A 13,380-nucleotide genomic window follows, 5' to 3' on the forward strand; every position below is an offset into this window, starting at 1 on the left:
GTGAAGTACGATCTAAAGGGAAAAATATTCCATCTTATTTTTATCGCTTATTTAGTATTAGTCATAGATGCAACGCCATATTTTTTGTCTACTTTATATCGTTTCCCAGACACTATTAACGTAGTACACGCGTCTGTTTTGCTCCCAGAAGTATTATCTGACTCGATTGATTTGTCCTATCCTGAAAGTTTCCCTGGCTCTTACATGTTGTTTCATATAGTTCATTTACTGGCAGGTATAGATTTATTTGCGTTTTCTCGGTTTATTTTCACACCTTTAGTTTTAATATCCATGTTTGTCTTCTGGTATTTATTAACAGAACATCTTTTTGATTCAAGAGTTGCCTTTATTTCAACTGTGGTTGCAATTCCAACACAAATTATCGAAATATCACTTACTCCCAATTCTTTAGCTATAATATTAACATTAATTTGCTTATTCTCATGTGTCTCAGATAAATGGAACACAAAAATTCTATTTTACATAGTTGCGATTGTACTTGTATCAACCCATGCAATACATCCGATTGTATTGCTAGTGATTCTTGCGTTTTTTTATTCTTATATTCGTATAACCAAGTTAAACATACTGGATATAACTTGGAAAAAAATTTGTTTCGTATTTCTCTCTTGGATCACATGGATATTCTCACCATCCTGCGTTATGGGTGCCGGAATAATTGAAACTCTTCATCGTATGCTGTCTTTGGAAAGCAGAAATTGGAGTCATGCCTCCACGTATACAGTTGGTACTGGAAATCTAGCAGCGGATTATGTATGGATACAAAATCTTACTATGTTTAAATATGAGCTGTATGCACTGGTTTTGGCAGTTATAATCGTATGCGATCTTTACTTTATAGGTTTTTATGCCTTCACTACTAACAATATAAATATGTTAAAAGAGCCCAAACTTATTATGAAATATTTTATGCTGCTACTAGGTGTGATTTTCTCAACCATTACTTTAGGTAATTTGATTTTAGGGGGATCAGATACTCAGAATATTATTAGTCGAACATTAAATTATTCACTACTGTTTGTTTCAATATTTATAGCTTCATCATTCAACTCTTTAAATATTCCATCCAAGCCTTTACGTAGAACTATTAAAGGTTTCTTTATTGTTTTTCTATTGATCGCCTTTGCAACATATCCATTTTATTCGTACGGCAGAGATTCCTATATCAATTATCCTACGTCTCAGGAAGTCGGATCTAATTTTTTCAGGGATCACGCGCCTGATGATAATCTAAATGCAGTTTCATCCTACACTAAAGCGGCATATTTCTATCAAATGATTGAAGGTAGAGATGATGAAGAGAGTAATGTGAGGAGATCTACTGTGTATGTTAACGGGTGGTATTCTATGAATTATCAGACTGTAGCCAGTCATGATGTTAGTAATGAGGTGACATCAAGTTTTGGATGAGTTGTAAACTTTTAATCAGTTATTTAAATAAAAGTTTTAATCAGCTATTTAAATAACTTTTAAAATTTTTACCAGAGAGTTAATCCAAAAAGTATTATATTTCAATTCATTATCATTTGAGTAATGATAAAACTGAAAATAGAGCACATCTATGAAATTTTCTCAAGATTTCTGGATAATATAGAGTTTTATTATCATTGCCAGAAGAGTGGATCGACAAACATAGAAAGATAAGCTAATCTAAAACCAATTTATTTCCATAACAATAAAGTTCTCGAAATTTCCCCTAATTAGAAAATTAATCGATTATCCCAAATTCGAGATTTAAAACTTGAGACTTAAAACTCAACTCTGAGTTTTGGGATGTCTTCAATGTTAGTCTCAGATAGACTCATAGAGGATAAATTCTTGTTGATATTCAGAAGTTCCTTATACCGGGAAAGAAAAATGAGAACTAACTTATATGCTCTACTTTGCATGTTTATGGATAAGCTTTGGAATAGTGGGACATTTTAGGTAGGATCTAAGATTTAGGTTGAGATAGAAAGTAAAAGTAAAAAGGTTAGGTAAAAGGTGCTTTGAGTGAACTCATCCATTTTTAATTATTGTTGGCTCGTTATTAATTTCGTCTATAGTAAAGTATTACATGAGAGAATGAGTGATGAGGCCACCCACTTTCTTAAAAATTTATCATATGTAGGATTTGGAACATTAATTGGAATGGTTTTTTTATTTACTTTTAACGTGCTTGTTGGCAGACTTCTTGGTCCATTAGAATATGGAAAGTTCAGTCTAATTCAATCTATCTCAATGTTTTTGTATATTCCAATGCTTATGGGTTATCATAATGCAATGGTAAAATACAACGCTGAAGTAGAAAACTATGATAGACAGAAAACTGTGATCTCAACAACTTATATTTTAGTAATCATTTTTACAATAGTATTTGTGTTTATATATTTAATTACTCCGCAAAAAGTATTAGAATATTTTTCTGTGCCTAGCGAAATGTTCCATCTATCTATTGTTTTTGCTGTACTGTATGTAATTTATACTCTTCTAATAAGTACATTGAATGGATTACATAAGATGAAAATCTTTGCAATGGTTGCCCCAATCCATAGTTCAATACTGCTATTTACATTATTATGCGTAGTTTATACAAACGCACTAACATATAAATCTGCAATATTTTCAATGTTTGTTGCATATCTAATAACAAGTAGCTTTATGTTGATTTATATTAGCAGGTATCTCGTACCTATATTTGATACCTCTTGGGCAAACACATTGACAAAATTTGCCATATACTCAATAATTGGAAGCCTAATATTTATATTATATACTAATATAAATCAAATATTTATCAATATGTATATGAATACTGAAGCCCTGGGGATATACAATGCCTACAGTTTTGCTTCGATAAATACTGCAGCCATATTTTTTAATATTTTTAATAGTGTATTTTTTCCAACTGCATCAAAATGTAATGATATGACTATCATTTTAAAAAGAATTAATAAGATTACACCCTATTTAATTGGATTTGGAATTCCTATTATGGTTTTTATCCAATTTGTTATTTTAAATATATATGGCAGTTCATATACCATAGATATTCTATTAATGATTTCATTTGCTATTTTTAGTATTTTGATCGTTTATTATGGAATATATAATTGGACTTTCTGCTCAAGAGGTATAAATGGTGTTAAATCAGTAAATAAATCCTCAATCCTGATAGCAATCATCAATATAATTTTGGCTATGTATCTTATACCACGTATGGGAATAATTGGAGCCCCAATATCAACTGCTATTGCGTTAATTATAGGAATATATTTTTTATTAAACAAAGGAAAATTTTAAACTATGATAAAATCGAATCCCGTGCTTGAATAATCAATAAAAATCTGTAAAGAGTATGCATTCCATTATGAAAATCTAAACAAACTATGTTTATATCAGTATATCGATAGGAGTGATACTTCCATAGTTAAGTTCTATTTAGCAAGTAATTTCCCATGCTGAAACAGCTTTATCAGACCAATATAAAAATTAATTAACTGAATAATTGAGCAAGGAAAAAAATTAAAGATCTATTGCAAAATATTGTCTGAGTTTTTCATATATGTACTATGTATAAAAATAAATTAATCGATTTCTAATGTGCATTAAAAAGAAGTGAAGTTATGAAATTAATATATTTTTATCCTAAAACAGACAATGCACCTGCAAATTTAGCACGTGAGTTATACTCAGCTATTAAAATTCAAAAAGATTTAGATTTATGTATCAGTCTTTATCCTTGCAACGATCTATATCCAATGGGATCATGCAGCTTAATTGATTTACTTTTTCATTCTAATGATTTTATTGGTGTTCATATGACTACAAGTCCTTTTTTTGCTCCAATAAAACGATTTTTATTGCATCTAATAGCTGTATTAAAAGGAACACCTATTATTTTAAATTATCATGGTGATATTCGAATAGAAACTATGAATCAGCTTAAAAATAAAAACTGGGTCAACTTCCTTAAATATATTCCAAGCTATCTTTTTGTTTCCCGATTCCTGAAAAATGCAGAAAAGGTAATTGTAAATTCATATAATATGAAATCTCTTGTTGAGAGAAAATATAATGTATCAAATGTTTGCGTTATACCCAATGCAATAGATGATTTTTGGTTTTCTAAAAGCAAATCAAAAATACATCTGGAAGGTTGTCCTTCTATTTTCTATCATGGCAGACTTTCTTATGAAAAAGGGGTTGATCTTCTTATTAAAGGTCTTGCAAAGAGTAAAAGATCAGATGCAATTTTATATATTTCAGGCATTGGTGATCAATTAGATTACTTGAAGTCTATTGCTGCAGAAGAAGGAATTAGTGATAACGTAAAGTTTTTAGGTAAAACTACAAACGATGAACTGAAGATGTATCTATCAAGTGTTGATCTGGCAATATATCCTTCTAGATATGAACCTTTTTCCCTTGCTATTTTAGAGGCTTTTGCTACACTAAACGGTATTGTATTCTATTCTAATAAGGCAGGGATAAATGACTTTGTAAATAATATGAATTTTGAGCTGAAATCTTTTGAACCCACTGTTGACGAAATTGCGAATATTATTCGGAGTCACTATTCTGCCGAAGAAGTGGATCACATTGTATCAATGCAAAAGAAATTTGCAAAATTTTTTACATGGGATTCAGTTTCTACTCAATATCTTCAAATATACAATGAGTTGAAAATGAAGTATGAAATTGCAAAAAGAGCATGATCTGCTGCAACAGGGAATAAAATCGGGAATATGTAAATATTATACATTTAATTGTTAATGATATGAGATCTTAATTTGCCAAACAAAGCCTAATTCGGTTTACTTATTTTCAAGTTATAACTACCAGTTTTATATTAAACTTTTATTTGATATCTAAATGAGGCATACTACAATATCCTGCAAATAGTCTCCATTTAATTCAGTAATTAATTTCATTCTAAAACTAATTTTGTTTATTATATGATAAAAATCATAACTAATTTTTCATACCAGTTAGTCAATTGATTATTTAAAATTCATGGCTTAAAGACCTAATTCTACATTTTAGAGTCCTCAGTATTAGTTTTTGGCTAACAATCCAAAAAAAATAATACAGATACAATTAAATATTTTGGAATCTGTTTATTCTGTATGAAAAATATTCAAAACTGTCGATTTTAAACAGTTACGAATATTTTAATTCATAAGGGGGGTTTAGTATAAATTGTACTAGGATACTTTTGTTTTTCCTTACATTGTGTTTGTTGACGCCATTAACAGTGAGCGCTCAAACGTTTCCTGTTAATAACAATCTGGACTGGTGTGGGATTACTTGGTATGTACCTGCAGCAAACTCAAACACATGGGTAGATGACCAGAACAATCTGCACATGAGATTAGAAAAGATCAATGGCAGATGGTGTGGTGCTATTCTTGAAAGCCGTAATACCGTTAAATATGGAAAATTTACATGGGTTATTAGCTCTTCTTCCTTAAATTTGGAGAGAAATACAACTATTGGTTTATTTATATATCACGATGATAGAAACGAGCTTGACATAGAGATAAACCAATGGCCTGGGACTGACCAACATTTATACTTCGTGAATCAACCTGGATCAGTTGAGGATCATCCTGAAAACATTTCTTATGGTGTTTTCTCGTCTAATCCTCATCTGAATGATAAAAACATAGCATATTCGATAGAGTGGACTCCTGATTATGTGTACTATTCTGCCACTGCAGAAGATGGAACCATAATTCTAGACTGGACTTATTCAGATCCTGAAGGTATCCCAGCAATAAACTCTACCATCTGTATGTGTCTGTTACCCCTGGCAGGAAGTTATTATCCTGCAAGTGGGAATGCAGCAGAGATAGTATTGAGTAGTTTTACCTATACTCCATATGATCCTTCCTGGAAAGAGCCTAAACAAAAACCCGTAGCTTCGTTTTCGGCATCTCCAGTCTCAGGAAGTGTACCTTTGAAAGTTGCTTTTACTGATAAAAGTACAGGGACTCCAACCTCCTGGAACTGGAATTTTGGAGATGGGACAAGTTCAACCGAGAAAAATCCAATGCATACATATTCGAAAGCAGGAACTTACACAGTAACGCTTACAGCAACCAATGCTGCAGGCAGTAATACGGCAACGAAATCAAATTACATAACAGTAGCAGGAACAGCCGTGGAAAAACCAGTTATAAACTGCTGGGGCTCACCAAGGATGGGAACTGCGCCTCTGACTGTGTACTTTAAAGACCGTAGCACAGGTTCGCCTACTTCATGGTACTGGGATTTTGGGGATGGAGCTTACTCAACACTCCAGAATCCGAAACACACATATTCAACACCAGGAAAGTATACGGTAAAGTTGACAGTAACCAATGAAGCAGGTAGCACTTCAACAACGAAATACCACTATATAGTGTCAAAGGCACCAAAGGTCTGTAAAGCCAGTTAAAGGGAGAAAATAGCAACAAAAGTGAAAATAAGAAAAAATCGGAAAGACAGGAATCAATGAAAAATATCTCAGGATTTATTCATTTGCCTGCTTTGCAGGCAATTTTTAACTTTCCCAATTTTTAAACGAAGGATTTTATTTTTAAAAATCAATTAACAGCATTTCTTGTAGTATTCTATTTTGTTTTAAAACCTGTACTCTTTGTTTCTATTCTTTACATATCAAACCTTAGAAAACTCTTGCTACCATCATAATATTGCCCTCTGGAAACCATATCTCCTTGCCTGACAGCTTTCCATCCCACATAAACGTTCAATACTTTATAATAATCTTCAATTTTCTATTGTATTGACAGCAGAAGAATTTCTTGGATTTATATTTTAAATTTAGTAAAGTCATTTTTATAAAATCTCATAGAGAATTTATGATTGAAATTGAGGAAAAAAGATGAGAAGATATTTAATTTTGACGAATAAATAATTAAACTTATTAGGGTGATGGGAGAAAGTACAATAAAATTATTTATGAGGAAAAATAGTTCGGAAAGTGAAATTAATTTAAGAAAGCTTAAGTAATCTATCATAATAATTGTTTTAAGAAGGGCTTCTAGAAATATAAAAGAAAAGTAGTATCACTTTATAAAGGGAAAGAGACATGAAACTTAAAAAAGGACTTCTGATCTGTTTAATTTCTTTTATAGCAGCTATAGGTATTGCATCTGCAACTCCAGCAGAATGTCTTAATAATAGTAAACATATAGCTGTATATCTAGAAAACGCACAGACAGTCAGTCATGATCCTTTCTGTACTTCGATGTTTTATGAGTATAACCTGACATATTTGTTTAATGATACGATTTTGTCTCAAGATTTATCAGGTATTGATTTGCTTATAGTCCCTGAAAATCAGATGTCAAATTCAACGGCTGCAATAATAAATGATTATCTGAATAGTGGTGGGAAAGTTTGGTTTCTAAATGATCCAATATTTGATGAGAATGGTAACTTACAAACTGCTAATCGGATAAACATTCTGGGAAATTGGAGTCAATATCCTATTAATCATGCTCAGCGAGTATATTTCAATAATACCGATCCACTTTTATCGGGCTTTCCCTCATCACTCCCGATTCAATCATCGATTGAAAGTTATACCTGGATGAGAGCTTATAGCCCTCGCTCAGGAACAATATCGGGATTTAACTATAATGTTTTAATGCACCTGGGGCATTGGGATGGAAATATGCTTGTTAAATTTGAAAATACAACAACTGGGGCTAAAGCAATTTATTCAAACCCTAATATGTTTATCTCTGGAGGAAAAAATAGCTACTTTGACTCAAATACTGCCTCAGCACTTTTTTACTCATTGAGAGACTGGATTTTGGGTTTCGAATCAAATACATATAGTGTAGCTGTAACATATCCAAAAACAGATAAAATACTCACATTAACTATAGACGATATTCATGGTTCTGATAATGAGATACAAACAACGTCTAATTATTTCAGAATGAAGAAAAATCTTGCATATTCTATTCCAGACACATTTTTTATTATCCCTGATAGTGATACTACAAAGAAAGGACTCAATTATTTTTCTCAGTTTGGAGATACTCATACTATTCATCCACATGGGGTGGATTGGACTGATGTAAACACGGCAAGTAATAGTAATGTTACAATGTTTGAAGATATCATAAATGATGCCACAGGAAAAGAGGATTATGGGTTTTATAGTTTTAGATTTCCAGGAACTACAGGTACAATCCCAGCTTTTCAGATATTTGCAGATCTTGGGTATTCAATAAGCTCAAATTATGGACCTTTTACAGGAATGGGCTCTATTGGAGATGAACTAAGTAACAATATGTTCTTCCCAAAGCAAAAGATACTTTATAACAAAAAAACAAATTTAATAGAACTGGAGACTCCTACTAGATACGATATCAATACTGATACCCCAGCTGATATTTATACAGATAATATTAACAGTTTACAATATTTTAAAAATATTAACTTCCCAGCTAATTATATCATAGGAGGACATATTCAGGGGGTTATGGAAAACCCCGATATGGTTTCCAATATATCCAAAGTTTTTGTCTATATAACTCAAAATTTAGATGATGTATCTTATGAGAGTCTGGAAACCATTGCTAAGTATAATTCGGGAATAAAAAACTCTACAATAATAGCAACTCGTAATGATAATAACACTTCTATTGAAATTACTACTCAACAACCAATCAGTAATTTCACAATAAAATTGATTAACAATAGAAATTTAATAACTGCTGATTATGATGGTGCAGAAATTTATGAAGACAAAATAAGATATAAAAATGGATTTTACTATATTTATCATGATGTTGATCCGGGCACTCATACAATAAACATTACAGACACCGGAGTTCCTGTACATTCATTCTCAATGTCTTCAGATTCTGGGGTAGCTCCATTAACAGTAGCTTTTAATGACACATCTATAATTAAATCAGAAAATTTGAGCTGGGATTTTGAAAACGATGGTATAGTCGACTCTACAGAGAAAAACCCTGTTCATGTTTTTGAAAAGGTAGGAGTATATTCTATAAATATGACTGTTAGTAGTTCCGATGGAAGCTTCAGCTGCATAAAAACTGTTACAGTAAACCCATTCACGTCAGATGTCTTAAATAAACTGTACTGGTTCCTATACAAACATCTTAGTAAATTTCTCCCAACATCAATTTTTACCTGAAATCAATGAGGATATCAAAACTATTTCACATTAGGTGAATCAATTGACTATCTTCAATGCTGGATTTGTGGATGTAATTTAATTTTGGGATCTGCTTATGATTGCGAATAGATAGTGATCTAATTTCCAATATCATGCAACTGGTCAAACTATGGTAGTTCCCATATCCAGATACACAAGGGGAAAATATAGAAAAAAAAATAAATGTTTATAATATGAATGCAGGTTGTAAAATGATATATTTATGTTTTAATAAATCTTAAATTAGTGCATGCAGTATTAAAAAGTAAGTTTGGATTACTCCTATAATCATTAGCCCATATGATATATTTCAGAGCAATGAGGTTTTAAAAATATTCTTATGAAAAATGGGAGAGTGATCTCCAAGCTTATTTGGCCATGATTTCCACTTAGTACCTTGGATGTTTAACGATGAAAAAGCTGGTAGTCGTATTTGGCTTCATATTACTGAATCTTGTTATGCTAATAATTGTCATATTGGTTAATAATTTTAGTTTTACCTGGTTACTACCGGAAGCTCAAGACCCTGTTACAGATGTAAAGACTGGACATCCGAGTAATGTGAGTCATGGCCGCCTGTTGTGGAGTGGAATTAACTGGAGGGTGATATCTCAGTTGGAAAATAACACATGGGTGGACGATCAAGGGCGCTTACATATGAGGTTACAAAAAATTGGTGATACATGGTGTTGTACTACACTTGAAAGCCCTTATACCGTCAAGTATGGGAAATTTATATGGAACATAAGTTCTCCATCCCTGAATTTAGAACGTAATACATCAATAGGGATGTTTACTTATGCGAATGATACTAATGAGATTGATATAGAAATAAATCAATGGCCTGGGCATGATGAACACTTGTGGTTCACCAATCAGCCTGGATCAGTTGAAGATTATCCTTCAAATATATATTATGATGTATATTCTGATTCGCCATATTTAAATGAAACAAATATAACTTATATTATTGAGTGGGAACCTACTTATATAAATTTTTCCGTAGTTAGTAGTGATGGATCAATTATCAGTAACTGGAATTATACAAACGAGAGTGAGATTCCGCATGTAGAATCAACAATTTGTCAATATTTTGGTACTGTAGCTAATTTTACTCCTCAGAATGAGCAACCCAAAGAGATCGTCTTCAACAGTTTCCAGTATATAAGCAGTAAACAATCTTCTAACTATGAATCAGCTGATGATCTCAATCCTGAAAATGAAACGAAATTCTATAAAGGAGTTATTGATAAACTTAATGAATTATAAGCAAATGGAAAAAGTATATACCTGTAGGTTCAATCGTAGAAAATATGTTTATATTAGCAAAGAAAAGTACTTCAGGAGATATTTGAATATAAATTAGGATACTCATTCAAAGTCTCTTTATCTTTTTTCTCAAATTCTACGCTATTTGGGTCTAATGAATAAGGAAAAGACTGCAATTTTTATTTTTTTCTCTGGATATTCTTGTATATTTTTATCCATATGATATTACTTTAAATTTTTAGGATAAGTTTATTTTCCCCTAGGACTTATTGAAATTCCTCCCTAACTCTATATGTAAAATCTGGAATTAGGGCAGAAGAACTGTCTTGGTTCTATATTAATGTAATTATGATTTTCTTAAAAAATTCAATTTCCTTATTTCTCTGATATGCTTTGATCTATCACTTACTACAAGTGAATTAGGCTTTACATCTGTATCTATTATAGATCCTGCACCTATAACCGATCCTGCACCAATTGTTACTCCGCCTAATACTATGACGTTTGCTCCGATCCAGCATCCATCTTCAACAACTATTTTCTTAATCCTATGTTTTCCAACTCTTTTTTTTTCATTTCCTAAGTCGTGAGTGTCAGTCATGAAGAGCGTATTTGGACCTATGCCAACATTATTACCAATAAAGGTTTGTGGCCTTAACTGTACATTATAATTTATATCTACGTTATCTCCGATTTCTATTGGACCAAAAAGCTTACAAAAATTTGAAATACCTACATTTTTTCCAAAAACATATTTTCGAGTTAGCAATTCCGAGAAGTAAACATCTTTCCCGATAGATGGAATTGATTTACATTTTATAAAAGGTAATAATATAAGTCCTCTTAGCTTCCCAAGCGAGACAATAACTGGTGAGTCTACAATTATTATTTTTGTCAGTAATAAAATTAGAGGTGTTATTATCCCATCAATCCCTTTTATAATATAGTATAACATCTCTCTTAATGAAATCATGTTATTTCAACCCTTTTTTAGTCATCATCTTTCTCCGACTATTTCAGATCTGAAAATGGAATATGAGCAACTATTGATATTATTCTGGCAACTTTACATTATATAAACTAACTCTTTTATCTCGCTGGTGTGCTAGTTTTGTTATTGACTAACTATATTATGACCAAAAAAATTATTATTTTTCAGTCCATAAATTTCTTTAATTATGTTTTTCTATCCTTAAACTTATACAACTTTCAAACTTAGAAAATTATAGATTGCAGATAAATATACAAGGTTGAAAAAAGTGTAGCTTCTGATCAAAGAAATCATGGTGAAGACTGGATATCCCATTTATCAATATTTTAATTGATAAACTTCCATCCCAAGCTTCACCTGTTATTACTCTTCGATTTAAGCTATTTACTTACTCAATGTACGTTCTAATTGCTCAGTATTGAGCCTAAAATATTTTTAAGTAATTCGATATCTAGGAATGATGAAGTGCGAATTAATTTTTTAACAAATTGATCTGAACTTCTAACTTTCCATCCTCTGGCAGTTAGGTTATTCGCATGTGCGGCTCCTTTACTTGAAGGCTCAGCATTCCCAGTTATATCTAAATAACCATTTTCGGTATTATACGAATCCATTGTTTGAAGTATTTTATCTACTTCTGTTTGGTTTAGTGAGTTTTGACTAACGTTTAAGTTAATCAAACCAGGATTATTAGATATATCTAAACTTATCAGGTTATTATTATACATATTCACGGTACCTTCTCTACCAGCAGGGAAGCAACCAGAAAGATTAGCAGCAGTATAATTGTTATCAGACGATAGAACACTTTTCAAATTCGTTGAAGTCAGGTGCAGAGTGCCGCTCTGGTTACTGTTCCAGGTGAAAAAGTCTTCTAAAAGTGGGAGCTGATTGTACGGTAATGTGCCGGTCATATGTGGATTATCTCTGATGCATACATGCCATATATTAGCTCCTGTATTGCCCCAATTTATTGTATATGTTGGGCTTTGCTGAACTGCTGCACGAAGATCTTCCAGAGAAGGAGCTTCGGATATATCAAGATATGAAAGATTACAACATTCGAGGCAAAGCCTTTTCAGAGATGGAACGTTATGGAGCGTAATGGTATTCAACGATGTACAATAATAACATTCAATAGTATGCAGCGCCGTGAAGTTACTGAAATCCAGCTCAGTTATCGGATTATAGCTTGAAGCCCATACCTGGAGGTAAGGGGCAACATTTTCTAAACCACTGACAGCTATTACATTCTGTTGTTCTAAATTTTCTATTGTATTGGGACCTGGAGTTACTCCCCCATCTGAACCGTCATAACCAATATTGATCTTAGTTACTGCACTCCAGGGCGTTACTACCAGAGTGTTTACTCTTGTCTCTTTTGAGCCAAATTTTACAGTAGGAGATGCAGAATTGGATGTTGAGCCATCACCAAATACCCACTTAATCTCAGGATTACCTGTGACCGTAATAATCGGTGAAAATGACGAACCAGTAGTAATAAACGTAATATTTGCTTCAGGTGTTGGAGGCTCTTTCTTCATATCTTGATTATAGTTTGAATTGTCTTTGTCTGTGTTTAAACTTATACATCCTAGAGTCGAAGCAACTAGAGCAATAATTAATAAAGTTAAAATTAATGAAGTTAAAAATTTAATTTGAGAAGTTCTGCTGAAGAATCTCATAACAGATTCCCTAACAATATTTGTTGAATTTTTTTCCTAAAACTCTATATTATTTTTGAATTTAAATTAAGTTTTAAAGTATATAAGTTTAATTAATTTGAATTATGGGCTTAAAATTAAAATCTATGTGCTTAAAATTAAGACTTATGTATTCAAAATTAAGACTTATACAATTAAAATTAAGACATTACCAAGGATTCTAATTTCAAAATCACATTCTTTTAACCTAT

General features: G+C 31.9%; 7 protein-coding genes and 1 pseudogene. 6 read left to right on the plus strand and 2 right to left on the minus strand.

Features of this window, described 5'->3' with window-relative positions; translation table 11 throughout:
• From AOB57_RS10335 to AOB57_RS10360, 6 genes and pseudogenes are all read left to right on the plus strand, one after another.
• Entirely contained in the window at positions 1–1,431 is a 1,431-nt protein-coding gene (locus tag AOB57_RS10335; RefSeq protein ID WP_167829599.1) for a hypothetical protein, read from the plus strand.
• A 654-nt stretch (positions 1,432–2,085) separates the two neighbouring features.
• Positions 2,086–3,303 (plus strand): oligosaccharide flippase family protein, encoded by a 1,218-nt coding sequence (locus AOB57_RS10340; RefSeq protein WP_148704536.1) that lies wholly within the window; start codon positions 2,086–2,088, stop codon positions 3,301–3,303.
• A 323-nt stretch (positions 3,304–3,626) separates the two neighbouring features.
• The gene (locus AOB57_RS10345; RefSeq protein WP_054299466.1) at positions 3,627–4,718 is read left to right on the plus strand and encodes a glycosyltransferase family 4 protein; all 1,092 of its coding nucleotides are present in this window, start codon (positions 3,627–3,629) and stop codon (positions 4,716–4,718) included.
• A 1,196-nt stretch (positions 4,719–5,914) separates the two neighbouring features.
• Positions 5,915–6,442 (plus strand): annotated as a pseudogene (locus tag AOB57_RS14585) (PKD domain-containing protein); the annotation flags it as partial.
• Positions 6,443–7,096: 654 nt separating this feature from the next.
• Positions 7,097–9,184, plus strand: coding sequence for a PKD domain-containing protein (locus tag AOB57_RS10355; RefSeq protein WP_048167043.1), 2,088 nt, complete (start codon positions 7,097–7,099; stop codon positions 9,182–9,184).
• A gap of 432 nt (positions 9,185–9,616) precedes the next feature.
• Positions 9,617–10,474, plus strand: a complete 858-nt coding sequence (locus AOB57_RS10360) for a LamG domain-containing protein (protein WP_048167042.1) — start codon at positions 9,617–9,619, stop codon at positions 10,472–10,474.
• A gap of 346 nt (positions 10,475–10,820) precedes the next feature.
• On the opposite strand, the gene AOB57_RS10365 is transcribed toward AOB57_RS10360, so the two are convergent.
• Positions 10,821–11,447, minus strand: a complete 627-nt coding sequence (locus tag AOB57_RS10365) for an acyltransferase (protein ID WP_052721841.1) — start codon at positions 11,445–11,447, stop codon at positions 10,821–10,823.
• A gap of 422 nt (positions 11,448–11,869) precedes the next feature.
• On the minus strand, positions 11,870–13,150 hold the full coding sequence (locus AOB57_RS10370; RefSeq protein WP_226999471.1) for a hypothetical protein: 1,281 nt from the start codon (positions 13,148–13,150) through the stop codon (positions 11,870–11,872).
• Positions 13,151–13,380 lie beyond the last annotated feature (230 nt).

This window comes from Methanosarcina flavescens, from assembly GCF_001304615.2.
Lineage (GTDB): Archaea > Halobacteriota > Methanosarcinia > Methanosarcinales > Methanosarcinaceae > Methanosarcina > Methanosarcina flavescens.

Excerpts from the sequence above, each read along its gene's own strand:
- AOB57_RS10340 (WP_148704536.1), top strand. The coding sequence starts at position 2,086 with ATGAGTGATGAGGCCACCCACTTTCTTAAAAATTTATCATATGTAGGA.
- AOB57_RS10345 (WP_054299466.1), top strand. The coding sequence starts at position 3,627 with ATGAAATTAATATATTTTTATCCTAAAACAGACAATGCACCTGCAAAT.
- AOB57_RS10355 (WP_048167043.1), top strand. The coding sequence starts at position 7,097 with ATGAAACTTAAAAAAGGACTTCTGATCTGTTTAATTTCTTTTATAGCA.
- AOB57_RS10360 (WP_048167042.1), top strand. The coding sequence starts at position 9,617 with ATGAAAAAGCTGGTAGTCGTATTTGGCTTCATATTACTGAATCTTGTT.
- AOB57_RS10365 (WP_052721841.1), bottom strand. The coding sequence starts at position 11,447 with ATGATTTCATTAAGAGAGATGTTATACTATATTATAAAAGGGATTGAT.
- AOB57_RS10370 (WP_226999471.1), bottom strand. The coding sequence starts at position 13,150 with ATGAGATTCTTCAGCAGAACTTCTCAAATTAAATTTTTAACTTCATTA.